This window comes from Pseudomonas sp. GW456-12-10-14-LB2 (assembly GCF_002884345.1).
In the GTDB taxonomy this organism is placed as follows: domain Bacteria; phylum Pseudomonadota; class Gammaproteobacteria; order Pseudomonadales; family Pseudomonadaceae; genus Aquipseudomonas; species Aquipseudomonas paraglycinae.
Genome location: NZ_POHV01000021.1, coordinates 94,224 through 119,180, shown reverse-complemented (window position 1 = coordinate 119,180; position 24,957 = coordinate 94,224). Strand labels below are relative to the sequence as shown.

General features: G+C 61.4%; 25 protein-coding genes and 1 tRNA gene. 7 read left to right on the top strand and 19 right to left on the bottom strand.

The window, feature by feature from the left end:
* Positions 1–79: 79 nt before the first annotated feature.
* Entirely contained in the window at positions 80–1,153 is a 1,074-nt protein-coding gene (locus C1X29_RS16455; RefSeq protein ID WP_102717912.1) for a fatty acid desaturase, read from the bottom strand.
* Positions 1,154–1,253: 100 nt separating this feature from the next.
* Here C1X29_RS16455 and C1X29_RS16450 point away from each other — a divergent pair, with 100 nt between their 5' ends.
* On the top strand, positions 1,254–2,258 hold the full coding sequence (locus tag C1X29_RS16450) for an AraC family transcriptional regulator (protein ID WP_102717911.1): 1,005 nt from the start codon (positions 1,254–1,256) through the stop codon (positions 2,256–2,258).
* 131 nt (positions 2,259–2,389) lie between these two features.
* On the opposite strand, the gene C1X29_RS16445 is transcribed toward C1X29_RS16450, so the two are convergent.
* A complete protein-coding gene (locus C1X29_RS16445; protein WP_102717910.1) occupies positions 2,390–3,775 on the bottom strand; it encodes a heavy metal sensor histidine kinase in 1,386 nt (461 codons plus the stop codon).
* Complete coding sequence (locus C1X29_RS16440) at positions 3,765–4,445, bottom strand: heavy metal response regulator transcription factor (protein WP_085697973.1); 681 nt, start codon at positions 4,443–4,445, stop codon at positions 3,765–3,767. The genes C1X29_RS16445 and C1X29_RS16440 overlap by 11 nt, the downstream gene beginning before the upstream one ends.
* 136 nt (positions 4,446–4,581) lie before the next feature.
* Here C1X29_RS16440 and C1X29_RS16435 point away from each other — a divergent pair, with 136 nt between their 5' ends.
* Together C1X29_RS16435 and uraH are read left to right on the top strand one after the other, a co-directional pair.
* Complete coding sequence (locus C1X29_RS16435; protein WP_102687467.1) at positions 4,582–5,064, top strand: heme-binding protein; 483 nt, start codon at positions 4,582–4,584, stop codon at positions 5,062–5,064.
* 16 nt (positions 5,065–5,080) lie between these two features.
* Complete coding sequence (gene uraH, locus C1X29_RS16430; RefSeq protein WP_102717909.1) at positions 5,081–5,491, top strand: hydroxyisourate hydrolase; 411 nt, start codon at positions 5,081–5,083, stop codon at positions 5,489–5,491.
* 124 nt (positions 5,492–5,615) lie between these two features.
* On the opposite strand, the gene C1X29_RS16425 is transcribed toward uraH, so the two are convergent.
* Complete coding sequence (locus C1X29_RS16425) at positions 5,616–5,936, bottom strand: hypothetical protein (RefSeq protein ID WP_085746300.1); 321 nt, start codon at positions 5,934–5,936, stop codon at positions 5,616–5,618.
* 70 nt (positions 5,937–6,006) lie between these two features.
* Positions 6,007–6,690 (bottom strand): Crp/Fnr family transcriptional regulator, encoded by a 684-nt coding sequence (locus C1X29_RS16420; protein ID WP_102717908.1) that lies wholly within the window; start codon positions 6,688–6,690, stop codon positions 6,007–6,009.
* 85 nt (positions 6,691–6,775) lie between these two features.
* Here C1X29_RS16420 and C1X29_RS16415 point away from each other — a divergent pair, with 85 nt between their 5' ends.
* Complete coding sequence (locus C1X29_RS16415; protein ID WP_102687463.1) at positions 6,776–7,300, top strand: DUF962 domain-containing protein; 525 nt, start codon at positions 6,776–6,778, stop codon at positions 7,298–7,300.
* A gap of 123 nt (positions 7,301–7,423) precedes the next feature.
* On the opposite strand, the gene C1X29_RS16410 is transcribed toward C1X29_RS16415, so the two are convergent.
* The 6 genes from C1X29_RS16410 to dibA form a co-directional block, all read right to left on the bottom strand.
* Complete coding sequence (locus C1X29_RS16410; RefSeq protein WP_102687462.1) at positions 7,424–8,413, bottom strand: sulfate/molybdate ABC transporter ATP-binding protein; 990 nt, start codon at positions 8,411–8,413, stop codon at positions 7,424–7,426.
* Positions 8,414–8,416: 3 nt separating this feature from the next.
* Entirely contained in the window at positions 8,417–9,289 is an 873-nt protein-coding gene (gene cysW / locus C1X29_RS16405) for a sulfate ABC transporter permease subunit CysW (protein ID WP_007952817.1), read from the bottom strand.
* Positions 9,290–9,302: 13 nt separating this feature from the next.
* Positions 9,303–10,121, bottom strand: a complete 819-nt coding sequence (cysT, locus tag C1X29_RS16400) for a sulfate ABC transporter permease subunit CysT (RefSeq protein WP_007952818.1) — start codon at positions 10,119–10,121, stop codon at positions 9,303–9,305.
* Positions 10,122–10,191: 70 nt separating this feature from the next.
* Positions 10,192–11,205 carry a sulfate ABC transporter substrate-binding protein gene (locus tag C1X29_RS16395; protein ID WP_007952819.1) on the bottom strand — a complete coding sequence of 338 codons (1,014 nt, stop codon included), beginning with the start codon at positions 11,203–11,205 and terminating at the stop codon, positions 10,192–10,194.
* Positions 11,206–11,337: 132 nt separating this feature from the next.
* Positions 11,338–11,520: a sulfur starvation response protein OscA gene (gene oscA, locus C1X29_RS16390; RefSeq protein ID WP_007952821.1), complete on the bottom strand. Its 183-nt coding sequence runs from the start codon at positions 11,518–11,520 to the stop codon at positions 11,338–11,340.
* 190 nt (positions 11,521–11,710) lie between these two features.
* Positions 11,711–13,630: a phosphodiesterase DibA gene (gene dibA, locus C1X29_RS16385; protein ID WP_102717907.1), complete on the bottom strand. Its 1,920-nt coding sequence runs from the start codon at positions 13,628–13,630 to the stop codon at positions 11,711–11,713.
* A 146-nt stretch (positions 13,631–13,776) separates the two neighbouring features.
* Here dibA and desA point away from each other — a divergent pair, with 146 nt between their 5' ends.
* A complete protein-coding gene (gene desA / locus C1X29_RS16380) occupies positions 13,777–14,961 on the top strand; it encodes a delta-9 fatty acid desaturase DesA (RefSeq protein ID WP_039772978.1) in 1,185 nt (394 codons plus the stop codon).
* A 145-nt stretch (positions 14,962–15,106) separates the two neighbouring features.
* Positions 15,107–16,096 (top strand): sensor domain-containing diguanylate cyclase, encoded by a 990-nt coding sequence (locus C1X29_RS16375; RefSeq protein WP_102717906.1) that lies wholly within the window; start codon positions 15,107–15,109, stop codon positions 16,094–16,096.
* Positions 16,097–16,123: 27 nt separating this feature from the next.
* Here C1X29_RS16375 and C1X29_RS16370 read toward each other — a convergent pair whose 3' ends face one another.
* The 3 genes from C1X29_RS16370 to gabD form a co-directional block, all read right to left on the bottom strand.
* Positions 16,124–17,335: a response regulator gene (locus C1X29_RS16370; protein ID WP_102687459.1), complete on the bottom strand. Its 1,212-nt coding sequence runs from the start codon at positions 17,333–17,335 to the stop codon at positions 16,124–16,126.
* Between the two features lie 141 nt (positions 17,336–17,476).
* Positions 17,477–18,754: a 4-aminobutyrate--2-oxoglutarate transaminase gene (gene gabT, locus C1X29_RS16365; protein ID WP_007957613.1), complete on the bottom strand. Its 1,278-nt coding sequence runs from the start codon at positions 18,752–18,754 to the stop codon at positions 17,477–17,479.
* Positions 18,755–18,940: 186 nt separating this feature from the next.
* The gene (gene gabD / locus C1X29_RS16360; RefSeq protein ID WP_102717905.1) at positions 18,941–20,383 is read right to left on the bottom strand and encodes an NADP-dependent succinate-semialdehyde dehydrogenase; all 1,443 of its coding nucleotides are present in this window, start codon (positions 20,381–20,383) and stop codon (positions 18,941–18,943) included.
* Between the two features lie 443 nt (positions 20,384–20,826).
* Here gabD and C1X29_RS16355 point away from each other — a divergent pair.
* Positions 20,827–20,903 (top strand) — tRNA-Arg (locus C1X29_RS16355).
* A gap of 65 nt (positions 20,904–20,968) precedes the next feature.
* Here C1X29_RS16355 and C1X29_RS16350 read toward each other — a convergent pair.
* The 5 genes from C1X29_RS16350 to C1X29_RS16330 all read right to left on the bottom strand — a co-directional run bounded on the left by C1X29_RS16350 (position 20,969) and on the right by C1X29_RS16330 (position 24,820).
* Positions 20,969–21,238 (bottom strand): hypothetical protein, encoded by a 270-nt coding sequence (locus C1X29_RS16350; protein WP_219733607.1) that lies wholly within the window; start codon positions 21,236–21,238, stop codon positions 20,969–20,971.
* Positions 21,239–21,258: 20 nt separating this feature from the next.
* Positions 21,259–21,873: a hypothetical protein gene (locus C1X29_RS16345; protein ID WP_085746292.1), complete on the bottom strand. Its 615-nt coding sequence runs from the start codon at positions 21,871–21,873 to the stop codon at positions 21,259–21,261.
* A complete protein-coding gene (locus C1X29_RS16340) occupies positions 21,870–22,451 on the bottom strand; it encodes an RNA polymerase sigma factor (protein ID WP_240866618.1) in 582 nt (193 codons plus the stop codon). The genes C1X29_RS16345 and C1X29_RS16340 overlap by 4 nt, the downstream gene beginning before the upstream one ends.
* Before the next feature lie 29 nt (positions 22,452–22,480).
* Positions 22,481–24,172, bottom strand: a complete 1,692-nt coding sequence (locus C1X29_RS16335; protein WP_102717904.1) for a VWA domain-containing protein — start codon at positions 24,170–24,172, stop codon at positions 22,481–22,483.
* 87 nt (positions 24,173–24,259) lie between these two features.
* Positions 24,260–24,820 (bottom strand): YbhB/YbcL family Raf kinase inhibitor-like protein, encoded by a 561-nt coding sequence (locus C1X29_RS16330; protein WP_102687455.1) that lies wholly within the window; start codon positions 24,818–24,820, stop codon positions 24,260–24,262.
* Between the last annotated feature and the right edge of the window lie 137 nt (positions 24,821–24,957).

Sequence of the window (24,957 nt, the reverse complement as noted above, 5' to 3'; positions counted from 1 at the left end):
CCAATATCCCCCAATCAGTCCCCTCTCCCCCCGGGAGAGGGTTAGGGTGAGGGCTGGATCTCCAGCCGAAAACACAAAGTCAGTTCACCTCGATCGCCTTACCCACCAACCCTTCATTTTCCTTGCGAACAAACCTGTTCGCCCGCCCAAACGTCCCGAAATCGTTGAACCGAACCCCCATCTCCCGCATCACCTTGTGCGCCACCGGCACCGTCAGCTGGCGAATGTAAAACGGCTCCTTCACCACGAAATGATGAATCCCGTGACTGCTGCCGAAGTTGAAGCAGAACGCCTGCAACGGCCACAGCCACCACGGATTCAACACCTGGCACTGCTGAAGCACATTACCCGGCTCCACATCCCCGTAGTAATGCATGTTCGAACTGATGAAGTGCAGGCAGAAGGTGCGCAACACGTTCGGGCCAATGATCACCACGGCGGCGATGTCGATCACCTGCATCACCGACAACGTGGTCGCCGACCAATCAATCGGCGCGCCCATCAAGTAAGCGATGCCATTGGCCGCATGGAACCCGAGAAACACGTACCACGCGCCCCAATGCACCAGCGCCAGCGGCGCGTAGACCTTCAAAGTGCGTTTGATGATGCTGAACTTATGCGCCCAGGTCTTGGCCCGCAGCATGCGGATGAACGCCGACATCACATTGTCGCCGACCATCAGCAACCGCGCGAAACCCCAAGGCTCGCCATTGGTGATCGCCCGTTCTTCCATGTCGGTTTCGGTACCGGACACCTTGTGATGATTGAGGTGCAGATGGCGGCGGATCCACGGGTTGATCGTGCTCGGCCGCGCCAGCCACACCAAGCCCATCATCAGATTGTGCGGCACGCGCTGTTTGCGGAAATACATGCTGTGGATCAGGTCGTGTTCGAGCTCATGGGTCAGCGAGGCAAAAAACGCGTTGAGCAGCAGGCACGCCCACCACGCCATGTGCCCGGTGATATAGAGCGCCGCCGAACCGATCATCCCGGCCAGGGCAAACACCAGAATCCCCGCGCCGAGGGCGTCCTGATGGTTGAGAATCGGGTAGCGCTCGCGCAACTCGACGCCTTTTGCCAGCACCACTTCGCGAATATGCGCTGATCGCTGGGCAGCATTGTGTCGCTGGGGACTTGCAGAAGTACGGTCCATGCTTCCATCCTCTGGTTATTGATGTTCGTATCCTGCCCCGCGCAGGGTCCGGACGCGGTAGCCGAGAACGCCAACCTGTTGACCGGAAGCGCCAACCAGCATGAAGGAACCGACTTCTCTCGCCAGCTGGACCCGTGCCCTGCGCAAGCAACTCGACGCGCTGGGGCTGGACAGCACTGCCCTGTGCCAGCAGGCCGGGCTCGATCCGCAATTGATGGACGACCCGAATGCCCGCTATCCGTTGTCCGCGACCACACGCCTGTGGGAAATCGCGGTGCAGGTCAGCGGCGATCCGGCAATCGGCTTGCGGGTGTCGCGGTTCGTCAGCCCCACGACGTTTCACGCATTGGGCTACGCGTTGGTGGCCAGCGGCAGCCTGCGGGAAGTGTTCGAGCGGATCGTGCGTTATCACCAGGTGGTCAGCGACGCGCTGGAACTGGAGCTGACCCGCACCGAAGATCGCTACCGGTTTCACCTGAAAATTCCGGCCGACAACCCGGCGCCCGCCTTCGAGGCCATCGACGCCTTTGCCGCCATCTACGTGCGCACCTGCCGCAATCGCCTCGGCCGCGACTACGCGCCACTGGCGGTGTATCTGCGCCGCCCGGAACCGGCCGATGCGCATCAATGGCACAAGGTGTTCCGCTCGCCGGTGCATTTTTCCGCCGAAGAAGACCGCATCGAATTCGCCCTCGCCGACTTCGACAGCCACCTCGACGACGCCAACCCGGAGCTGGCCGAGCACAACGAAGCGGTGCTCAAACGCACCCTCGCCCAGCTCAAACCGCTGACCTGGGAGCGCAAGGTGCGCGACGCCATCGAAGAACAACTGCCCGAAGGCGAACCCAGCGCCGAACGCATCGCCCAGACCCTGCACCTGAGCCTGCGCAGCCTGCAACGGCACCTGGCGGACGAGGGTTGTCGCTTCGACACCCTGCTGAATGAAAGCCGCGAAAACCTCGCGCTGCTGCACCTGCGCGATCCGCAATGCTCGCTGAGCGAGGTCAGTTATCTGTTGGGATTTGCCGATACCAGCAGCTTCAGCCGCGCGTTCAAGCGCTGGACGGGGATGACGCCGGGGCAGTTTCGGGATCAGTTGCGCTGAAGGGGTTGGAATTTGTTCTGAATCGACCAGCCTCTTCGCGGGCAAGCCCGCTCCCACAAGGATTGGGGCGTACAAAAATCCGCGTCACACCTCGACTACTGTGGGAGCGGGCTTGCCCGCGAAGAAGCCATTCAGATCGCTGCAAATCCAAGCTCAAAAACCGTACCCGTTGCATCACTGCTGACCCGCACCCGCCCCCCATGCAACTGCATGATCGACTGCACGATTGCCAGTCCCAATCCGCCGGAGTCTCCTGGCTCCGCGCGGGACGGGTCGACGCGGTAGAAGCGGTCGAACAGTTTGCCCAGATGCTCATCCGCGATGACCGGGCCGAGGTTGTGCACTTGCAGCCAGCACAGGCCTGGCTCATCGCGTCGGCGCAGGCTGATGACCGAGCCGGCATCGGCATGGCGTACGGCGTTGGCCAACAGATTGCCCAAGGCGCGTTGCAGCAGTTGCTGATCCGCCAGCAACTCTCCGCTGAACGTGTTTTCGAGGCGGATTTCCCGGTCATCGGCCAGAGCTTCGAAGTAGTCGCACAACTCTTCGCCGATTTGGTGCAGCTCCAGCGGGCGCAGATCGAGCGCTCGCTCAGCCTGCTCGGCGCGGGCGAGAAACATCAGGTTTTCGGCCATGCGCTTGAGCCGTTCGAACTCTTCCATGTTCGACGCCAGCACTTCCTGATACTCGGTGCTGCTGCGCGGATAATTCAGTGCCTGGCCGTTGCTTGCGAGCAAGGTGTGCAGCGGCGTGCGGATTTCATGGGCGAGGTCGGCGGAAAACTGTGAGAGGCGCTGGAAGCCGTCGTCCAGCCGCACCAGCATGCCGTTCAGCGCGTGCACCGGCTCCAGTAATTCCGCTGGCGTGCCGGCGGTGGGGACGCGTTGGTCGAGGCTGCGCAGGTCGATGCCGCGCAGCGCTTCACTCAGCTTGCGCAGAGGCCGCAAACCACGGCGCAACAGCACCAGGCCCAGCGTGAAGGCGAGCACGGCACCCAGGCCGACGGCCAGATACAAGCGCAGGCGATAGCTGCCGAGCATCTGCTCGCGCTCGCTCAAGACCTTGCCGGCGATCACGGTCAGCGCTTCGCCGTTCGGCCCTTGGGCCTTTCCTGACAACAGGGCCAGTTCGACACCGTCCGCCGCCTGCCAGGTCAGCACATCGCTGCGTTGCGGCGGTTGATCCCGGGGGATGGCCTGCACCGCAGGCAGTGCACGTTGGCGAGGATTGATCGTGATTACGTTCGAGCCGTCCGCGCGTTGCACCAGCAGCAGACTGTCGAGGTTGCCGAGCATGTTCTGGTACAACCGTGGCCGTGCCTGCAAGGCGTCGAGGCTGTCACTGTCGGCGAGCAGCGCGCGCACCTGTTCCAGGCGACCGAGCAACGCCATGTCGTCGCGCCAGGCGATTTCCGAGGCCAGCGAGCGATACAGGAACACGCCAATCGCGCTGAGTACCAGCGCGCAGACGGCAGCGAACGCCAGAGCCAGGCGCCAGGCGATGGATCTAGCGCGCATCGTCGGGCGCTTCGAGTTGATAGCCGACCCCGCGCACGGTGTGGATCAGTTTGGGCATGTACGGATCATCGACTTTCGAACGCAGCCGACGCACCGCGACTTCGACCATGTTGGTGTCGCTGTCGAAATTCAGGTTCCACACCTGCGAAGCAATCAGCGTGCGCGACAGCACTTCACCCTGTCGGCTGGCGAGCAAATGCAGGAGGGCGAATTCCTTGTTGGTCAGGGCGATGCGCTGGCCGCCACGGCTGACCCGGCGGCGCAGCACGTCGATTTCCAGGTCAGCGATGCTGTACGACTCGGCCTCGCGCATCGGCCCGCGCCGCAACAACGTGCGCACCCGCGCCAGCAGTTCGGCGAAGGCGAATGGCTTGAGCAAATAGTCATCCGCCCCCAGTTCGAGGCCACGCACGCGGTCTTCGATAGCGTCCTTCGCCGTCAGGAACAGCACCGGCGTGGCGCCGCGCTGGCGGATCAACTGCAGCAATTGCCAGCCGTTGAGGCCCGGCAACATCACGTCGAGGATGATCAGGTCATATTCCTGCTGCTCGATGAAGTAGCGCCCGTCGAGACCATTGAGCGCCACATCCACGGCAAAACCCGACTCGCCCAGCCCTTTGGCGAGGAAATTCGCAGTTTTGGCTTCATCTTCTACGACCAGCAAACGCATGGCACACCTCGATTGATCAGAGGCACAGGCTAGGCTCCTTCGGCGGCGTTGCCCATTACAAACTTGTAATCCGGCTGACGAGGTTTCGACGGGGACCGGCGGATAAGGTGGCGGCCTTCGCTTCTGGAGCCTACCCATGTCCGCTAAATACTTGGTTGCCAGCCTGGCAATCGGCCTCGGCACTGCCGCAATCGCCGCGCCTGAGCTACCCCGTCACGCCGATCTCGATCTGAAAACCGCACGGCTGCTGGCCGACACAGCGCTGGAAAACTGCACCGGCACGGTATCGGTGCTCGACCGTGGCGGCAACCTATTGGTGACCTTGCGCGGCGACGGTATCGGCCCGCACAACACCGTCGCCAGCCAACGCAAGGCCTACACCGCGCTGTCGACGAAAACCCCGACCCGGTTGTTCGCCGAGCGCGCCCGCAGCAACCCGGAAACCGCCAACCTCAACACCCTCGACGAGCTGCTTTTGCTCGGCGGCGGCATCCCTCTGTTCGCTGGCAAGGAACTGGTCGGCGCCATGGGCGTGGCCGGTTCCGGCGGCGGCGAGCAAGACGAGAACTGCGCGATCAAGGCTGCCGACATCGTCGGCCTTTCCATCAACCGTATTTGAACCCAGGAGCATCACCATGACCCCACTGCGCATGACTTTTGCCGCGCTCGGCCTGAGCGCTTTTTCGAGCCTGGCGCTGGCCGCCGGCAATCCGCTGAGCGTGCATGTACTCAATCTGGAAAACGGCCTGCCATCGCCGGGCATCAACGTGACGCTGGAGCGCCATGTCGGCCAGGACTGGCAGCCGCTGGCGCAGGGCACCACCAATGAACAGGGGCGGATCGCCGAACTGTTCCCGGCGAACAAACCGTTCGAGGCGGGTGAATATCGGGTGGTATTCAAGACAGGCGAGTACTTCGAGAAGACAAAGCACGAGACGTTTTTTCCGGAGATTCCGGTGATCTTTCAAGTGAAGCAGACGGATCAGCACTATCACATTCCGTTGCTGCTGAGCCCGTATGGTTTCTCCACTTATCGCGGTTCGTAACTCAAACAGACTCCTCAAAAAAGCCCCTGCCCATCGACAGCAATGTTGAATGTTCAGGGGCTTTCTACTTCACTAACCGTCCCAGTGCGGCAGGGTTGGAAATCAGCTTGCGGCTGGTGCGTCCTTATTCGACCTTGAACTTGAAAAACGGGCTCCAATCAGACCTTTCACGATTATCCGTCTGCACAGCGAAAGCCTCATATTCAGCTGCAAGCAGTTTCTCTTTCACAGACCAAATACCATCCGGGCCGACTTGAGTTGAAGCAAACGAGTCACCATCAATCGGAACTTTCATGATCCATACCCACCACCCAGCCAGACCAGTACCCGAAAATTCAACCGGGTTGTTGACGTCACCTTGGGGTTTGACAACGACTGGTGCGGGGACGCTTTTATTGATAGGGAGGTTAGAGTAATCAGCGGTGCCGGTAGCTTTACTGTTCATCGGTTCCAACTCCTTGGGCGGTCGTATTTGACACACTTGTTGTACACCGCCCAATAGGAGCCCACCACTGTCAGATCTGACAGGTGGCACGCAGTTTTTCCATGTCCAGAATCTCGATTTCCCCATAGCCGAGACCAATAATTCCCTGATCTTTCAGGTCCTTGAGGATCTGGTTGGTGGTCTGCCGCGACAGCGACAGCATCGACGCCAGCTGTTCCTGAGGCAGTTGCAGCACCCGGCGTGGTGGGTCGAGTTCGCCGTAGCCTTCGGCGATCATCAGCAAGCGATGGGCCAGTCGCGCCGGGGCCGGCAGCAGGCTCAGCTGTTCGAGATTGATGAAGGTCAGGCGCAGTTTGTGGCTCATCAACAGAGCGAGATGCCGCCAGTAGACGGGTTGCTCGTCGAGCATTTTCAGCAGCGTGGCCTGGGGAATGTTCAGCAAGGTGCAAGACCCGACCGCGTAGGCATCGTGGGTGCGGGGCTGGCCGTCGAACAGGCAGATTTCGCCGAACCAGTGCGGCGCTTCCACCAGGCTCAGCAACGCCTCCTTGCCCTGCTCGCTGACCGCGCCGATACGCACCGCACCATCGAGCACCGCGTACAACCCGCACGGCGCATCACCGCGCTGGAACAGCCGCTGCCCCGCCGACAGCCGCCGCTCCCGGGCCGCTGCCAGCAGACTATCCTGAAAGGACGAAGGCAGATGACTGAACCATTGCCCGGTCAGCAGGCGCTCGCGCCAGACCTTATCCATGCGTTCTCCTAAAGACTGTCGCCTGCCTGACAGAGCGAGCCGTGAACCCGGGGCATGATTCGATCACCCTACAGGAGGAACAACAATGAAAAGCCTCGTCGATCATTTGAGTCAATACGCCGCTTACCACCGTGACCCGCGCAACATCGCCAGCCACTTTATCGGGATTCCGCTGATTGTGGTGGCGGTGGCCGTGCTGTTGTCGCGGCCGGAATGGTCGGTGGGCGGATTGTGGATCTCCCCGGCGGTGATCGCTGCCCTTGCTTCGGCGTGGTTTTACCTGCGTCTGGAACTGAAGCTCGGGGTTTTGATGACCGTGTTGATGGGGCTATCGGTCTGGGCCGGACATGTATTGGCGCAGCAGAGCACCATGGTCTGGCTCAGCAGCGGTCTGGCGATGTTCGTGATCGGCTGGGCGATCCAGTTTGTCGGGCACCACTATGAAGGGCGCAAACCGGCGTTTGTCGATGACTTGAGCGGACTGATTGTCGGGCCGCTGTTTGTAGTGGCCGAGCTGGCGTTCATGCTCGGGATGCGGCATGAGCTGAAAGAGCAGATCGAGGCGCGGGCGGGTGTGGTGCGGGTCAATCCGAATCGTGCGGCTGTCTGAACCACTGCCCGGCTCGCTCGTTCCCACGCTCTGCGTGGGAATGAATCCCGTGACGCTCCGCGTCACAGTGGATGCGGAGCGTCCATAGCGGCGTTCCCACGCAGAGCGTGGGAACGAGCGAGATCAAACGTTGGCGACTTTCTGCCAGACCTTCGGCTTGAAGAACAACGTCTCACCTTTCGCCAAACCGGTCAGGCTGTCGTGGTCCTTCACCACTTCCGCCTCGATCAGATCGCTCTGCCCCTCAACCTTCAACGTCACCCGCGTGGTCGCGCCCAGCGGCCGGATATCGCGGACTTCAGCGGCGTGGTGATCCTCCAGCTCATGCCGCGACAGCGACACTTCGTGCGGACGGAACAGCACGTGATTGTCATCGCCCAGATGCAGGCGGTTCGAATCGCCGAGGAAGTGATAGACGAAATCGCTGGCCGGGTTTTCGTAGACGTCGCCCGGTGAGCCGATCTGCTCGATCACACCTTTGTTCATCACCACGATGCGGTCGGCCACTTCCATCGCCTCTTCCTGGTCGTGGGTCACGAACACCGAGGTCAGGTTGATGTCTTCGTGCAGGCGCGCCAGCCAGCGGCGCAGCTCTTTGCGCACCTTGGCGTCGAGGGCGCCGAACGGCTCGTCGAGCAGCAGCACTTTCGGCTCTACCGCCAGGGCGCGGGCCAGCGCGATACGCTGACGCTGGCCGCCGGACAGTTGCTCCGGATAACGATCCGACAGCCAGTCCAGTTGCACCATGTTCAGCAGCTCGTGGACCTTGGTCGCGATCTGGCTTTCAGTCGGGCGCTGGTTCTTCGGCTTCATGCGCAGGCCGAACGCGACGTTGTCGAACACCGTCATGTGGCGGAACAAAGCGTAGTGCTGGAACACGAAACCGACATTGCGATCCCGCACGTCGTGGCCGGATACGTCTTCGCCGTGGAACACGATGTTGCCGTTATCCGGGGTTTCCAGACCGGCAATAATGCGCAGCAACGTGGTCTTGCCGCAGCCCGACGGGCCGAGCAGCGCTACCAGTTCACCGCTGTGGATGTCCAGGCTGATGTTGTCCAGCGCCTTGAACGCATTGAAATTCTTGCTGACGTTACGCACTTCGATCGACATGAATTATTCCTCCGCGGCGCTGGCGCGCAGGCGGTTGATACGGTTTTCGCTCCACTGCTTGAGCAGCAGGATGAAGAGCGCCAGGATCAGCAACAGGCTCGCCACGGCGAACGCGGCCACGTGGTTGTATTCGTTGTAGAGGATCTCGACGTGCAGCGGCAAGGTGTTGGTCACCCCGCGAATGTGCCCGGAGACCACCGACACCGCACCGAACTCACCCATGGCCCGCGCGGTACACAGCACCACGCCATAGATCAGGCCCCATTTGATGTTGGGGACGGTCACGTGCCAGAACATCTGCCAGCCATTGGCGCCGAGCAGACGCGCGGCTTCCTCCTCCTGAGTGCCTTGTTCCTGCATCAGCGGGATCAGCTCACGGGCCACGAACGGCACGGTGACGAAGATCGTCGCCAGCACGATGCCCGGCAGGGCGAAGACGATCTGGATGTCGTGATCCTGCAGCCACGGCCCGAACAGGCCCTGGGCGCCGAACATCAACACGTAGACCAGACCTGCGATCACCGGCGACACCGAGAACGGAAGGTCGATCAGCGTCACCAGCATACTTTTGCCACGGAACGAGTATTTGCTCACGCACCATGCGGCGCTGACGCCGAACACCAGGTTCAGCGGCACCGAAATCAGCACCGCAATCACGGTGAGTTTCAGGGCCGACAAGGCATCCGGCTCAAAGATCGCGGTGAAGAACGCGCCAAGGCCGTTCTTCAATCCCTGCGACACCACGATGAACAGCGGCAGCACCAGAAACAGGAAGAAAATCAGCCAGCCGAGGCCGATCAGGATCCGCCGCGAAGTGGCGCTGCCACGGCGGGCGGCGTTGGCCGAGGAAGCGGCCGCAATAGACGATTGGGACATGGTTCGCGCCTCCTTATGGGGTTTCGATGCGCCGCTGCAGCAAGTTGATCAGCAGCAACAGGACGAAGGAAACCACCAGCATCAACACGCCGATGGAGGTAGCGCCGGTGTAATCGTACTGGTCGAGCTTGACCATGATCAGCAGCGGCAGGATCTCGGTTTTCATCGGCATGTTGCCGGCGATGAAAATCACCGAACCGTACTCGCCGACGCCACGGGCAAACGCCAGTGCAAAACCGGTCAGCCAGGCCGGCAACAGCGCCGGCAGCAGGATGTGACGGAACACCTGCAACGGTTTGGCACCGAGGCAGGCGGCCGCCTCTTCGACTTCACGCGGGATGTCGGCCAGCACCGGCTGCACCGTGCGCACCACGAACGGCAGGGTCACGAAGGTTAGCGCCAACGTGATCCCGAGCGGGGTGTAGGCGATCTTGAAACCGAGGTCAGCGGCGAACTGCCCGACCAGCCCGGTCGGCGTGTACAGCGCCGTCAGCGCAATACCGGCCACGGCGGTCGGCAGGGCGAACGGCAGATCGATCATCGCGTCGATCACCTTGCGTCCCGGGAACGTGTAGCGCACCAGCACCCAGGCCAGCAACGTGCCGATGATGCCGTTGATGATCGCGGCGCACAGCGCGGTGCCGAAGCTCAGCTTCAATGCGGCGAGAACGCGGGGCGCGGAGATGATCGTCCAGAACTGATCCCAGGTGAGTTGGGCGGCGTGGACGAACATCGCCGCCAGCGGGATAAGCACAATCAGGCTGAGGTACACCAAGGTGTAGCCCAGCGTCAGCCCGAAGCCGGGTATGACGGGGGAGATACGACGCGACATAAAAGTCCTTGGTTTGAGAACGCGCAAAGCCCCGAACATAAATCCGGGGCTCGTTTTAGGCTATTGAAACTTACTGCGCCTGATAGATCTGGTCGAACACGCCTCCGTCGTTGAAGAATTTCGGCTGTGCGGTTTTCCAGCCGCCGAAGTCCTTGTCGATGGTCACCAGCTCCAGTTTCGGGAACTGCTGGGCGTACTTGGCTGCCACGTCCTTGTCACGCGGGCGGTAGAAGTTCTTCGCCGCGATTTCCTGGCCGGCCGGGCTGTACAGGTGCTTGAGGTAGGCTTCGGCGATCTGCTCGTTGCCCTTCTTCTCGGCGTTCTTGTCGACCACGGCCACCGGTGGTTCGGCGAGGATCGACAGCGAAGGCACGACGATGTCGAACTTGTCCTTGCCGCCGTCTTCTTTCAGCGCCAGGAAGGCTTCGTTTTCCCAGGCCAGCAACACGTCACCCTGACCGTTGTTGACGAAGGTGATGGTCGAGCCACGGGCGCCGGTGTCCAGAACCGGAACGTGCTTGAACAGGGTCTGTACGTATTCCTTGGCTTTGGCTTCGTTGCCGCCGTTGGCTTTCAGGCCGTAGGCCCACGCGGCGAGGAAGTTCCAGCGCGCACCGCCGGAAGTTTTCGGGTTCGGGGTAATCACCGAGACGTCGTTCTTGACCAGGTCGCCCCAGTCCTTGATGCCTTTCGGGTTGCCCTTGCGCACCAGGAACACAATGGTCGAGGTGTACGGAGTGCTGGCTTCCGGCAGACGCTTCTGCCAGTCGGCCGGCAGGGTCTTGCCGAGTTTGGCGATTTCGTCGATGTCGCCGGCCAGGGCCAGGGTCACGACATCGGCGCGCAGACCATCGATCACCGCACGGCCCTGCTTGCCCGAACCGCCGTGGGATTGCTGGATTTTCACGGTGTCGCCGGCGTGCTCCGACTGCCAGTACTTCACGAACTCGGCGTTGTAGTCCTGATACAGCTCGCGCGTCGGGTCATACGACACGTTGAGCAGTTCGTAATCCTTGGCAACCGCGGAACCGGCAAACACAGCACTGGCCAGGGCGGCCAAAGCGTAACGGCGAATCGACGACATGGTGAAAGCTCCTGGAATTCTTGGTGGTGGCTTTTTCTTATGGATTGCTGGAATCGGGTTGCTCATTCAACGACCGCAGCCTGTGGCAGCTTCTGCCAACAGCTCCCCGCAGGAGCTGCCGCAGACTACGAATCAGGCCGGTTTGTTACCCGGTTGCTGCAGACGGAATTTCTCTTTGCGTTCGATCTGGACCACCTGGGCGTTATGCACAGTGATTTCCACCGCGCCGAAACGCAGGTCGCGCAAGGCGCTCTGGATTTCGCGCAAAATGGTGCTTTCGTCCTGACCGTCAACGCTACGCAGGGATGCGCTCATGGTGCTGCTCCTTTGTATGGGATATGCCTGGCAGTGGGCGGCACTGCATTCGGCGTGGGAGCAATATAAGAGAGGCGCGGATATTCTTAAAAAGACTATTTAAGAATGTTTATATAACTGGAAAACATTATGTGATGCAGCAAGGGTTTGCGGCGGATTTGCCCGCCGACAAACCCGCCGCAGGCCGCCCTTAACCGATCAAGGGCGCCCGATTCCAGTCGATTTGCGCTTCCGGAACCGGCCGCCCGAACCAGTAGCCCTGCCCCAGATCACAGGCCTGGCCCAGCAGGAACGTCGCCTGTTCCGCCTGCTCGATGCCCTCGGCGTGCACCTGCATGCCCATGCTGCGGGCCAGGGCGATAATCACCCGGACGATCGCCGCGTCGTCCTCGTCCCACGGCAGGCCGGCGACGAATCCCTGATCGATCTTGAGCTTCTGCACCGGCAGGCGCTTGAGCCGCAGCAACGACGAATAACCGGTGCCGAAGTCGTCGATGGCCAGACGAATGCCCAGCTCGCGCAGACGATGCATCTGCTCCAGCGCGACCTCCGGATCGTCCATCACCGCGCTTTCGGTGACCTCCAGTTCCAGATAGGCCGGATCCAGACCGGTTTCGTGCAGCACCTGCGCCACCTGCTGATACAACTCGCGGCGAGCGAATAACCGCGAGGACACGTTAACCGCGACAAACGACAGCACCACCCCGGCCTGCTGCCATTTGCACATCTGCCGACAGGCCTGCTGCATGACCCAGGCGTCGATTTCCGAGATCAGCCCGGTGCGCTCGGCAATCGGGATGAACTCTGCCGGCGAAACCAGGCCTCGCTGCGGATGCTCCCAGCGCACCAGCGCCTCGACGCCGATCAGGCGACTGGTTTTCAGGTCGTGTACCGGTTGGTAGTAGACCCGCAGCTCCCGCTGTTCCAGCGCGCGGCGTAATTCGAAGGCGATTTCGACCCGCTGCTGGGCGTGGGCCGTGAGTTCTTCGGTGTACAGCGCGTAACCGTTACGGCCACTGCTCTTGGCCTTGAACAGCGCCGCATCGGCGTTGCGCAACAGCTGTTCGGCGCTTAGTGCATCGCTGGGAAACAGGCTGATACCGAGACTGGCGTTGATGAACAGCTCATGTCCGTCGAGGCAGAACGGCTCCTTGAGCGCATCGAGAATGCGCTGAGCCAGCGCCGCCGCCTGCGCCGGCTGTGGACAACTTTCCAGCAGGACCGCGAACTCGTCGCCGCCCAGCCGCGCCAGGGTGATGCCCGGCCCGAACAATGCCTGCAAACGTGCGGCGACCGCTTTGAGCAGACGGTCACCGATATTGTGGCCGAGGCTGTCGTTGATCAGTTTGAAATGGTCCAGATCGATCATCAGCAGCGCGCAACCGCGCTTGTGGGTCTGCGCCGATGCCAGCGCCTGTTCGGCGCGATCGCTGAACAGCAGGCGGTTGGGCAGGTCGGTCAGCGGATCGTGGTGGGCCAGGTGCTTGAGTTCATGCTCGGAATCTTTGATCGCGCTGATGTCTGAGAACACCGCGACGTAGTGGCTGAGCCGACCGTCTTCATCGCGGATCACCCGGATCGTCTGCCACTGCGGGTAGATCTCGCCGCTTTTACGGCGGTTCCAGATCTCGCCGCTCCACTCGTCCTTCGCCTGCAAGGTGGCGAACATCGCCTGATAGAACCCCGGCGGATGGTGCCCGGACTTGAACAGGCTGGGCTGCTGGCCAATGACTTCCTCGCGCTGATAACCGGTGATTTCCATGAAGGCGCGATTGACGTGCACGATCAGCCCCTGCCGGTCCGTGACCAGCACGCCTTCGCGGGTGCAATCGAATACCGCAGCGGCCTGACGCAGGCGTTCGCGATCCGCCTGGCGTTCACGCAATCGGGCGCCGATGCCCAGGCATTCGAACAGCCGCGCCCGGGCCAGGAAGATCAACCCGGCGCTGAGCGCCACGAACAGGTAGCCGTTGATCAGTTGCCAGCGCAGCAACTCGTCAGAGCTATCGAAGAAACTGTTCAATAAATAACCAGTACCTTGCAGCCAGACCACGGCAAGGACCAGGTAAAGCAGCGCTGCACGCAAGGCATCGCGGTAAGTGGCAGACATTCGGCCGTCCATGTCCCTACAAAAATGTCGGGATTATAGGTCAAGAAACATCCAGCCATCTCTTATCTGAAAGGGCGACTGGTTTTATCTGTGTGCTTGGTGATAATGCAACGGCTGTTTTTTCTTTATCGAGGGCCCTATAGCCTATGTGGTACGAAGGTTTTCTTGGCTTGTCGGCCTGGTCGCTGGTCGCCGTCACCCTGGTGATGACCCACGTGACGATCGTTGCCGTCACGGTCTACTTGCACCGCTACTCGGCCCATCGCTCCCTGGAGCTGAATGCCGGGCTGAAGCATTTCTTCCGTTTCTGGCTGTGGCTGACCACGGCGCAGAACACCCGCGAGTGGACCGCCATCCACCGCAAACACCACGCCAAATGCGAAACCGAAGATGACCCGCACAGTCCGGTCGTCAAGGGTCTGTCCACGGTCCTGCGCAAAGGTGCCGAGCTGTACCGCGAAGAAGCGCAGAACCCGGAAACCCTGCGCATCTACGGCAAGAACTGCCCCGAAGACTGGATCGAACGCAACCTCTACAGCCGTTACCGGCTGCTGGGCGTGGCGATCATGGCCGTCGTCGACCTGCTGCTGTTCGGCACCATCGGCATCACCATCTGGGCAATCCAGATGATGTGGATTCCGGTCTGGGCGGCCGGTGTGGTCAACGGTCTCGGCCATGCCGTCGGCTACCGCAACTTCGAATGCCGCGACGCGGCGACCAATCTGGTGCCATGGGGCATCCTGATCGGCGGCGAAGAACTGCACAACAACCATCACACCTACCCCAACTCGGCCAAGCTGTCGGTCAAGAAGTGGGAGTTCGACCTCGGCTGGGCCTGGATCCAGGTCTTCAGCTTCCTGCGCCTGGCCAAGGTCCAGCGTGTTGCCCCGATCGCCCACCGCGTCGAAGGCAAGGGCAGCCTGGACATGGACACCGCCATGGCGATCCTCAACAACCGCTTCCAGATCATGGCCCAGTACCGCAAGCTGGTGATTGGCCCGCTGGTCAAACAGGAACTGGCCAAGGTCGATCATTCGGTACGCCACCAGTTCCACCGGGCCAAGCGTCTGCTTTCCCGTGAAACCAGCCTGCTGGAAGATCGCCACCACGCGCGCATCCAGAACATGCTCGAGCACAGCCAGGCGCTGAAGGTAATCTACGAGAAACGTCTGGCCCTGCAGCAGATCTGGGTCAAGACCAGCGCAAATGGCCACGACATGCTCGCCGCCATCAAGGAATGGGTACACGAGGCCGAGGCCAGTGGCATCCAGTCCTTGCGTGAATTCGCCGACCAGTTGAAAACCTACTCGCTGCGCCCTGTCGCCGCCTGATGCCGTTGATCGGTGCGCCCCGTTCCAGGGCGCACCCTTCGGAACTTCACCCCCGTTCCCCTATCTCAAAGACACTTCGCCACCCCCGGCGGGCTTTCCCGTGGCCGTTGTCGACTTCCCGGCACGCCCTTTGAGATTCGTGTCGATGGTCAACAACAATCAAAAAGACTCATCCCCTCCCCAGTGGCCCGAGGCCGCGCAAACCCTGATGGCATTGATGCACGCCCAGGGCGAAGTCGCCCGGCTCAGCGAACGCGAGCAGCTGTTCAGTTCGCTGCTGGTCAGCGTCAACGCCGTGCTGTGGGCCTTCAACTGGGAAACCCGTCAGGTGTTGTACGTCAGCCCCGCTTACGAGCGGATCTTCGGTCGTTCCGCGGGCCTGTTGCTGGCCGACTACAACCAGTGGCGCGACAGCATCTACCCGGACGATCTGGAATACGCCGAACGCAGCCTCGCCGAAGTGCTGCACAAAGGCGCCGTGGAAGACCGCGAATACCGGATCATCGCCGCCGACGGCCAGGTGCGCTGGATCAGCGACAAGTGCTTCATAAACCGTCAGGAGGAACCAGGGCAACCGGTGATCATCGTCGGCATCGCCGAAGACATCACCGACAAGAAGCAGATGGAAACCGAGCTCCAGCGACTGGCCACCACCGACGTGCTGACCCAGAGCAGCAATCGCCGGCACTTCTTCGAATGCGCCCACCGGGAATTTGAACAAGCCCGCCTGCAAGGTGCGCAAATGGCGTTCCTGCTGCTGGACATCGATGACTTCAAAGTGATCAACGACACCTACGGCCACCCGGAAGGCGACAACGTGCTGCAACGAATCGCCGAATGCGGTCGTGCCTCGTTACGCCGGGGCGACCTGTTCGGGCGGATTGGCGGTGAAGAGTTTGCTGCGGTTTTCCCGGGCTGTGCGCCGGACATGGCGATGCAGGTGGCCGAACGGCTGCAACGGGAAATTCAGCGCTTGAACTTCAACCACGGTGATCAGACGTTCGGCATCACCGTCAGCCAGGGCCTGACCAGCCTTACCCCGGAAGATGAAAGCCTCGACACCCTGTTCGCCCGCGCAGACGCGGCTATGTACGAGGCCAAACGGCAGGGCAAGAACCGGATCATTTCCGCCTGATTCAAGAGCGGATGCGCAATCAAGCCGCTATTTGCGCATCCGCATCAGCTCCGGCAAGCCGATTTTGAGCAAGCGCGCCGTGCGGCTCTTCGCCAGCTCCTCAACGCCCTCATGCTCGGTCAGCCGCGCCATCTGCGCCGCCATGTTCATCACCAGTGCCTCGCGGGAATACACCCCGCCACCGAGCTGGTAGACCGAGGCAATCAGCTCGCGCAGTTCCAGCGGCAGGCGCCAGCGAGTGCGCAACGCCGAACCGTACGCCGCACCGAATTCGGCCAGCGCATCGCCGACTTCTTCCAGTTCATCCAGCTCGCCGCCGGCCTGCTTCCACTCTTGAAGACAACGCAGCAACGCCAGATCGCCGAGGCGATGGAGCATCCCGGCGCAGTAGCAGCGTTCCTGATCCAGATCGAGCAGACGCGCCAAGGTGCGGGCGTACTCGGCGGTGTGCAGCGACAAGCCCCAATAGCGCTCGGCGTAATCCGCCAGGCACGGGTCGCTGAGTCGGGCGCTGCGTTTGAGTGCAAGGCCAAGAATCAGATTCATGCTTTGCCCGGTGCCCAGGCGATGCAGCGCCTGCGCCAGGGTCTGCACCGGCGCGCCATGATGCTGAGCGGCGCTGTTCGACGCGGCAATCAACACGGCGGTGATCTGCGGATCGGTGCGGATTTCCTCTTCCAGCAGCTTCAGGTCCAGGCCGTTGGGGTTGAGGCTGCGTTTGACCGCCACCTGCACGTCAGTCATCAGCGGTGCGCCGTCGGCCTGCTCGCGGCGACGTTCGAGGAAAACCGAGAGGGTCATGCCCGGCGCCAGCGCCGGTACTTCACAGAACACTTCTTCGCCGGCATTCAGCAGCAATCCCTGCAAACGCTCGGTCAGGCTTTCCATGTTCAGGGGTTTGGCCAGGTAGGCGGTCGGCGCCAGCGGCAGGGCTTCGCGCACGCTGGCGCTGTCGTTGCGACTGCTCATCAGAATGAACGGCAGCGGCGGATTGCGTTTGCGCTGGCGGACACTGCGCAACACGCTCAAGCCATCGACGCCGGGCAACTCCCAGTCGACGATCGCCAGGTCATAGGGGACTTCGCTGAGCAGCGTCATTGCCTCCTGGCCATCGGCGCACAGGTCCAGCCGCGCATCGCAGCGCACATTCAGCAACACTTGTTTGAGCAGGTCACGAGACCACGGGTCGGCCTCGGCAATCAGGACTCTTGGTACAGCGGGTAAATCGACGGCCGTCATGCTCGCCCTCCCTTGCAATGCTTGAACCTTAGCCAATGCTGGCGATTCGGTACAACCTGAAAACCGCGCCCGTGTTTCTCCAGGCATGAAAAAACCCGCCGAAGCGGGTTTTTTGTCGATCCGATCACACGGTGCTACGGATTACAGCTCCGAGAAGCACTCTTCGATGATCGCCAGACCTTTGTCCAGTTGCTCGTCCGGCGAGGTCAGCGGTACCAGGACGCGCAGCACGTTGCCGTAGGTGCCGCAGGACAGCAGGATCAGGCCCTTGTCACGCGCCTTGGCCACGACAGCCGCGACGGCGGTCGGGTTTGGCTTGTGGCTGTCGCCGTTTTCGAACAGCTCGACGGCAATCATCGCGCCCAGGGCACGGACTTCGCCGATCACCGGGTACTTGGCCTGGATGGCTTTCAGGCCGGTGACTAGACGCTCGCCGACAGCTTTGCAACGGTCCAGCAGTTTTTCTTCTTCGAACACTTCCATCACGGCCAGGGCCGCGGCGCAAGCGATCGGGCTACCGGCGTAGGTGCCGCCCAGGCCGCCTGGCGCGATGGCGTCCATGTATTCGGCCTTGCCGCACACACCGGCCAGCGGGAAGCCGCCAGCGATGGATTTGGCGAAGGTGGTCAGATCGGCAGCAACACCCATCTGTTCCATGGCGAAGAAAGTGCCGGTACGGCCAGCGCCGGTCTGCACTTCGTCAGCGATCAGCAGGATGCCGTGCTGGTCGCACAGGGCACGCAGACGCTTCATGAATTCTTTCGGTGCGACGTAGAAACCACCTTCACCCTGTACAGGCTCGATGATGATCGCGGCGATGTCTTTCGGCTCGGCGTCGTTCTTGAAGATGCGTTCGATGGAAGCGATCGAGTCGTCGATGCTCACGCCGTGCAGTTCGTTCGGGTACAGCGCGCGGAAGATGCCGCCTGGCATCAGGCCCATGCCGGCCGAGTAAGGCACGACTTTACCGGTCAGGCCCAGGGTCATCATGGTGCGACCGTGGTAAGCGCCGGTGAAGGCGATCACGCCAGCGCGGCCAGTGGCGGCACGAGCGATCTTCACGGCGTTTTCAACGGCTTCGGAACCGGTGGTCACCAGCAGGGTTTTCTTGGCGAAGTCGCCCGGTACGCGAGCGTTGATTTTCTCGCACAGCTCAACGTACGGCTCATAAGCCAGAACCTGGAAGCAGGTGTGAGTCAGCTTGTTCAGCTGCTCGGTCACGGCAGCGATGATTTTCGGGTGCACGTGGCCGGTGTTCAGTACAGCGATACCGCCAGCGAAGTCGATGAATTCACGACCTTCAACGTCGGTCACGGTCGCGTTTTTCGCGGACTCGGCGAAGATCGGGTGAATCTGGCCAACACCACGTGGAACAGCTGCGGTACGACGGGCCATCAGTTCAGCGTTAGTCTTGCTCATTACAGTCCTCATTCGCCGCTCATCGGGCGGCGTGGTTCAAGGATAAAGCGGGAGGAATCGGCGGTGGCAGCATGCGATGATCGACTGCCACGGCGTTCCCGGCCGCAGAGAAAATTCCGGTTTGAAACGACGCAAAGGGACAGCGCTCTCGTGCCCTTTGCGTTTACAGCGATCTTCTACCGAGGCTTAGATGCCCAGGCAGAGGTATTTGATTTCCAGGTAATCTTCGATGCCGTACTTGGAGCCTTCACGGCCCAGGCCCGAGGCCTTGATGCCGCCGAACGGCGCGACTTCGTTGGAGATCAGCCCGGTGTTGACGCCGACCATGCCGTATTCCAGGGCTTCAGCCACACGGAACACACGGCCCAGGTCGCGAGCGTAGAAGTACGAAGCCAGACCGAACTCGGTGTCGTTCGACATCGCGATCACGTCGGCTTCGTCTTTGAAGCGGAAGAGCGGCGCCAGCGGACCGAAGGTTTCTTCCTTGGCCACGGCAGCGTCTTTCGGCACGTTGGTCAGGATGGTCGGCTCGAAGAAGTTGCCTTCCATCGGCTTGCCGCCGGCCAGAACGGTTGCGCCTTTGCTCACCGCGTCAGCGATGTGCTCTTGCACCTTGGCCACGGCTTTCTCGTCGATCAGCGGGCCAGTGGTGGTGCCCTCTTCCAGACCGTTGCCGATTTTCAGCTTGGCGACTGCCACTTTCAGCTTCTCGGCGAACGCATCGTAGACCGAATCTTGAATGTACAGACGGTTGGCGCAGACGCAGGTCTGGCCGTTGTTGCGGTACTTGGAAATGATCGCGCCTTCGACGGCCTTATCCAGGTCCGCGTCGTCGAACACGATGAATGGCGCGTTGCCGCCCAGTTCCAGGGAAACTTTCTTGATGTCCTTGGCGCATTCCGACATCAGCTGACGACCGATTTCGGTCGAGCCGGTGAAGGACAGTTTGCGCACGATCGGGTTGCTGGTCAGCTCGCTGCCGATGTCGCCGGCGCTGCCGGACACCACGCTGAACACACCTTTAGGGATGCCGGCGCGCTGGGCCAGTTCGGCCAGAGCGAATGCGGAGAACGGAGTTTGCGAAGCAGGCTTGAGCACCATGGTGCAACCGGCGGCCAGCGCCGGACCTGCTTTACGAGTGATCATCGCCGCCGGGAAGTTCCACGGGGTGATGGCAGCGGTAACGCCGATCGGTTGCTTGATCACGATCAGGCGCTTGTCCGGCTGGTGGCCCGGAATCACATCGCCGTAGATGCGCTTGGCTTCTTCGGCGAACCACTCGATGAACGAAGCGGCGTAAACGATTTCGCCCTTGGCTTCGGCCAGTGGTTTGCCCTGCTCGAGGGTCATCAGGCGAGCGAGGTCGTCCTGGTGCTCGATCATCAGTTCGAACCAGCGACGCAGCTTGCCTGCACGCTCCTTGGCGGTCAGTGCACGCCAGGCCGGCAACGCCTTGTCGGCGGCTTCGATGGCGCGGCGGGTTTCGGCAGCGCCCATCTTCGGCACGGTGCCCAGAATCTCGCCGGTGGCCGGGTTGTTGACCTTGATCGTCTGACCGCTGTCCGCGTCGACCCATGCGCCATCGATGAAGGCTTGCTGGCGGAACAACTGGGTGTCTTTAAGCTGCATGTCGGCTTTCCTTAACAGCACCGCGCAAGGCGCGGAGCAAAATTATGATTGTAGAAAGGCGCCTCGCAAGGCTGCCGTCAGGGAAATCATTCACCGGGCTGGCACATCAATAGCGCACGACTCAAAACGCGTGCGGCTCAGCACCTGGATAAGGAGCGTTTGAAATCTCAAACGAATCCTAGGTTCAAAGGGGTTGAAGGACAATAGGGCGTTCGAAAAAAAGAACAAAAACGCCGCAATTGCTGAACATTTCAGATCAACGTACCAACAGCTCGGGTCGCAGGGAAACCATAGAACAGCCTCTCAAAAGCGCCAAGCGAGCCTTTTGCAGGACGTTACAGCTTTATGGAATGCAGTGCTTTTCAACCGACATGCGCACTGACAATACGCACCAAAACCCGGCATGGACGCCCCGAGCCGACCTAGGTATGATGTCGCCCGCTGCACCAGTAGCTCAGCTGGATAGAGTACTGCCCTCCGAAGGCAGGGGTCGTGGGTTCGAATCCCGCCTGGTGCGCCATGAACAAAACGAAAAAGCCCCGGACTGCAAGGTCCGGGGCTTTTTTGTGCCTGCTGGCTGGCGACTCACTCCGTCGTCCAGTCAAACTCGTCGTATTCATCATCGTCTTCTTCGTCCTCGATCAAGTCATCATCGAGAACGTCTTGCTCCAGATCCTCTTCGGCCTGCTTGGCCAGAAGAAACTCCTTGCGACTCTCCGTCACTGCCCGCCGCAGTTCCTCACCCTTCACCGGGCAGTTGAGCATTTGGGCGATGCGGTCGATTTTTTGGGCCACGGCATCCTCCAGCGCATCGGCAATGACCCGATAGTGCGCGTTTTTGCGGGTCAATGCCAAATGGCGGATGGCTGATACGGTCAGTTCTTGCGGATTTTTTCCAGTCGCAGGTCGAGATTCACGTTCGGGTAGCGCTTGTGCAGGTTGTTGAACAGGCTGTCGGCCGCTTGCGACTGGCCGGACTCGCGCAGGCGCAGGACTTCACGCAGTTGCGCGTCAAGACCGTTGACCGGGGCGGCGGCGCGCTTGCTGACCTTGGCTTCGTCCGCCGTGTCGGCGCTGATCGATTCGCTCTGCATCGGTGCGGCCATTTCCGCCATTGGCGCGGGAGCCATTGCGGGTGCAGGCGCAGAAAGCGCGCCGGCGGGCGCCGACAATGATCGGGCCTCCTGGCGGGCCACTGGCGCAGCCGGTTTCGCGGCGGGGGCGAAATCGTATTGAGCAACGGGTTCCGGCGCGCGTTGCACCAGCGACAGCATCAGCGCGATGCCGACCAGACTGGCAAAAACCACCTGATAGCGCGGTTGCTGGCAGGCCTTGAGCCAGCGTTGCCACAGGTTTTGCCGTGGTGCCGGGGTTTCACGGTGGGCGGCGTTGAGGATCAGCGCATCGAGATGCGCCGGCGGCTCGGCGTTGTGCTGTTCGCGCACGTGCTTGAGCACTTGCTCTTCGGGTGTCGGGCGGGCGTCCGTCATGTCAGTACCTCCTCGGCCAGCAGCCGACGCAGTTTTTGCTGGGCGTAGCGCAAGCGGCTCTTGACGGTTTCCAGCGGTGTTTCGGTGAGGCTGGCGATTTGCGCCAGATCGAGGTCGCCGTGGGCGCGCAGCATGAACACTTCGCGCTGGTCGGCGGGCAAGGATTGCAGAGCGCTCTCCAAGCGCTGGCTGTCGCGGCTGAGGTTGAGCAGTTGTTCGGGATCGGAGGCGTCGTCGCTGACGGCGTGGGTCTGTTCGTCGTAGCTGTCATGCAACGGTTGCCGGGCGCCGTGTTTGCGCCAGTGGTCGATCAGGCGATTGCGGGCAATCTGGAACAACCACGTACGAAAGGTCGCCCGGCCTTGTGGCTGACTGGCACTGCGGATCAGGCTCAGCCAGGTCTCCTGGAAAACCTCGTCGGCCAGTTCAGGTTTGCCGCTCAAACCGAGCAGAAACCGATAAAGACTTTGCCGATGACGGGCGTACAGGATCTCGAACGCCTTGCCGTCACCCTCGCGATAACGGGCCAGCAGCGATTCGTCGCTGCTGGCCTCAAGGCTGTCGGCGGAGGCAAACAGCTGTGTGATGAAGCCTTTGAGGCGGCTCACTATTCAATCCGTCGCTCAGTGGACATCGCGCTGGAGGCAGTAGAAGTACGCAGGCTCTGCGCCAGTTCAACCAGCTGCACGAATTCGTTGCGCAGGCCGAAGCGGTCATCACCACGGGCACCTCGCGCCAGGGCTTCGGTGTCCTTCAAGCTGAATTCGCCAGTGTAGCGGCCGTCCTTGAGTTGCTGGGAAAACGCGGCGACGGCGGCAGCAAAGCGCAGGTCTTCACTGGCCGGAGCAACCTGACTGGCAATCGGCCGCTCGATCAGCAGACTTTTCCCACCCTCAGGCTTTTGATATCGCACACGCAGCATTGCCAATTCTCCTTTCTTTTCGGAAACCACTGCATCGGTTTTTCCGTAACGCAGCGGTTCCAGCCAGCCCTTCTCGCCTGTCGGGACGATTTCATACAACGCCGTCACCGTATGGCCTGCACCGATTTCACCGGCATCGACCTTGTCGTTGCTGAAATCCTCACGCTTCAACGCGCGGTTCTCGTAACCGAGCAGGCGGTATTCGCTGACCTGCGCCGGGTTGAACTCGACCTGCAACTTGACGTTTTTCGCTACCACGGCGAGGGTCGAACCGAGTTGATCCACCAGCACCTTGCGCGCTTCGCGCAGGTTGTCGATGTAGGCGTAATTGCCGTCACCGGCATCGGCCAGTTGTTCCATCAGGTGTTCATTGTAGTTATCCACACCGAAACCCAGGGTGGTCAGGGAAATCCCGGTCTTGCGTTTATCCACAGCCATTTGTTTCAGGCTATCGAAGTCGCTGATGCCGACGTTGAAGTCACCGTCGGTGGCCAACAGGATGCGGTTGATCCCTTTGGGGATGAACGCCTGCTGCGCCATCTGATAAGCCAACTCGATGCCTGAAGCGCCAGCGGTCGAGCCACCGGCGGTCAATTGCTCGATGGCTGTGCGAATTTTCGCCTTTTCCCGTCCGGAAGTCGGCTCCAGTACCACTCTGGATTCGCCGGCATACACCACCAGCGATACCCGATCCTGCTCGCGCAATTGATCGACCAGCAACTTCAAGGTGCTTTTGACCCGCGGCAAGCCTTCGGGGCGGTCCATCGAGCCGGACACGTCCACCAGAAATACCAGATTGGCCGGGGCCAGTTCCGCCACCGCGCGGTCGGAGGCCTTGATGCCGATGCGCAGCAAGCGTGTGTGTGGGTTCCACGGCGAAGCGGCCAGTTCGGTGGTCACGCCGAAGGGCGAGCCATCGCTCGGCAGCGCGTAGTCGTAGGGAAAGTAATTGACCATTTCTTCCAGCCGCACCGCGCCTTCCGGCGGCAGTCGACCCTGATTGAGCAGGCGCCGCACATTGGCGTAGGCGCCGGTGTCGACGTCGGCGCTGAAGGTCGAGACCGGGGTTTCGGCGACGCTGTGGATCGGGTTGTCGGCCAGCTTGGCGTACTGCTCGCGTTGTTCGTCACGATAGCCTTGTGGATAACTTTCACTGGCCGGCATCGGTGCAAAACTGGCGATCGGCGCCGCCAGTGCACTGCGCTTGGCCATCGCGCTATCGGCCATGACCAATTCGGGCTGCACGGAGGATTTCAGTTCGGTCTGCGCCGGAGGCGGCGCGACGGTGGTTTCCGGGCTGGAGGAAACACCGCAACCGGCAACCACCAGCAACACACTGGCAGCAAGGGGGCGCAGAAGCGTGGAAGGAAGGGACATGGGGGCTGACCTCGGGGAAGAATTGATCCATTCATCCCCTGAGACGGGCAGCCCTGTCAGTTCGGGTTAAACCTCGCCGAAATTTTTTCAGCGGTGATAACGCCGCACCGCACTGCTGTTGCGCAGCACGTGGCCTTTGATCTTTTCCATCAGCTGGGCGCGGGTCAGGCCGGCCGGCAAGGCGTCCGGGGCCAGATCCAGGGCGTAGATCTGGATGATGTAGTGGTGCGCGCTGTCGCCAACCGGCGGGCACGGGCCGATGTAGCTGGTGGTGCCTTTGCTGTTGGTGCCACCGACGCCTTCAAGGGCCGATTTGGCGCCGACACCCGCCGGAATCTGCCGGGTCGTGGCCTTGATCCCGTAGTGAATCCAGTGATCGACACCCGAACCTTTCTGGCCGTCCGGATCGTGCATGACGATGGCGTAGCTCAGGGTTCCGCTGGGGCCGGCATTCCAGCTCAGGGCCGGCGACTGGTTCTTGCCGCCGCAACCGGCCGCATCGCTGGCCGCCGCCGAGGTGAACAGGCGGTTATCCGACACACCGGGAATGCTGAGGGTGAAACGCTCCTGGGCCTGCGCCGGAAACTGCACGCAAAGGGCGACGGCAACGGCCGCCAGCCAAGGGTTGAGAGAGGTCAATCGGGTCATTCCGGGAGCACCTTGTGCAGTTGGGCCTTCGTCGGCCTGCAAACTATAGCCGTACCGTTCGTGCCGTGGCAGTGGGAAATGGCTGAACCTCGCAATGCGGCCCAAACTCGTAAGAGAAATGCCTGTGAGGAGCACGA

Excerpts from the sequence above, each read along its gene's own strand:
- C1X29_RS16455 (WP_102717912.1), bottom strand. The coding sequence starts at position 1,153 with ATGGACCGTACTTCTGCAAGTCCCCAGCGACACAATGCTGCCCAGCGA.
- C1X29_RS16450 (WP_102717911.1), top strand. The coding sequence starts at position 1,254 with ATGAAGGAACCGACTTCTCTCGCCAGCTGGACCCGTGCCCTGCGCAAG.
- C1X29_RS16445 (WP_102717910.1), bottom strand. The coding sequence starts at position 3,775 with ATGCGCGCTAGATCCATCGCCTGGCGCCTGGCTCTGGCGTTCGCTGCC.
- C1X29_RS16440 (WP_085697973.1), bottom strand. The coding sequence starts at position 4,445 with ATGCGTTTGCTGGTCGTAGAAGATGAAGCCAAAACTGCGAATTTCCTC.
- C1X29_RS16435 (WP_102687467.1), top strand. The coding sequence starts at position 4,582 with ATGTCCGCTAAATACTTGGTTGCCAGCCTGGCAATCGGCCTCGGCACT.
- uraH (WP_102717909.1), top strand. The coding sequence starts at position 5,081 with ATGACCCCACTGCGCATGACTTTTGCCGCGCTCGGCCTGAGCGCTTTT.
- C1X29_RS16425 (WP_085746300.1), bottom strand. The coding sequence starts at position 5,936 with ATGAACAGTAAAGCTACCGGCACCGCTGATTACTCTAACCTCCCTATC.
- C1X29_RS16420 (WP_102717908.1), bottom strand. The coding sequence starts at position 6,690 with ATGGATAAGGTCTGGCGCGAGCGCCTGCTGACCGGGCAATGGTTCAGT.
- C1X29_RS16415 (WP_102687463.1), top strand. The coding sequence starts at position 6,776 with ATGAAAAGCCTCGTCGATCATTTGAGTCAATACGCCGCTTACCACCGT.
- C1X29_RS16410 (WP_102687462.1), bottom strand. The coding sequence starts at position 8,413 with ATGTCGATCGAAGTGCGTAACGTCAGCAAGAATTTCAATGCGTTCAAG.
- cysW (WP_007952817.1), bottom strand. The coding sequence starts at position 9,289 with ATGTCCCAATCGTCTATTGCGGCCGCTTCCTCGGCCAACGCCGCCCGC.
- cysT (WP_007952818.1), bottom strand. The coding sequence starts at position 10,121 with ATGTCGCGTCGTATCTCCCCCGTCATACCCGGCTTCGGGCTGACGCTG.
- C1X29_RS16395 (WP_007952819.1), bottom strand. The coding sequence starts at position 11,205 with ATGTCGTCGATTCGCCGTTACGCTTTGGCCGCCCTGGCCAGTGCTGTG.
- oscA (WP_007952821.1), bottom strand. The coding sequence starts at position 11,520 with ATGAGCGCATCCCTGCGTAGCGTTGACGGTCAGGACGAAAGCACCATT.
- dibA (WP_102717907.1), bottom strand. The coding sequence starts at position 13,630 with ATGTCTGCCACTTACCGCGATGCCTTGCGTGCAGCGCTGCTTTACCTG.
- desA (WP_039772978.1), top strand. The coding sequence starts at position 13,777 with ATGTGGTACGAAGGTTTTCTTGGCTTGTCGGCCTGGTCGCTGGTCGCC.
- C1X29_RS16375 (WP_102717906.1), top strand. The coding sequence starts at position 15,107 with ATGGTCAACAACAATCAAAAAGACTCATCCCCTCCCCAGTGGCCCGAG.
- C1X29_RS16370 (WP_102687459.1), bottom strand. The coding sequence starts at position 17,335 with ATGACGGCCGTCGATTTACCCGCTGTACCAAGAGTCCTGATTGCCGAG.
- gabT (WP_007957613.1), bottom strand. The coding sequence starts at position 18,754 with ATGAGCAAGACTAACGCTGAACTGATGGCCCGTCGTACCGCAGCTGTT.
- gabD (WP_102717905.1), bottom strand. The coding sequence starts at position 20,383 with ATGCAGCTTAAAGACACCCAGTTGTTCCGCCAGCAAGCCTTCATCGAT.
- C1X29_RS16345 (WP_085746292.1), bottom strand. The coding sequence starts at position 21,873 with ATGACGGACGCCCGCCCGACACCCGAAGAGCAAGTGCTCAAGCACGTG.
- C1X29_RS16335 (WP_102717904.1), bottom strand. The coding sequence starts at position 24,172 with ATGTCCCTTCCTTCCACGCTTCTGCGCCCCCTTGCTGCCAGTGTGTTG.
- C1X29_RS16330 (WP_102687455.1), bottom strand. The coding sequence starts at position 24,820 with ATGACCCGATTGACCTCTCTCAACCCTTGGCTGGCGGCCGTTGCCGTC.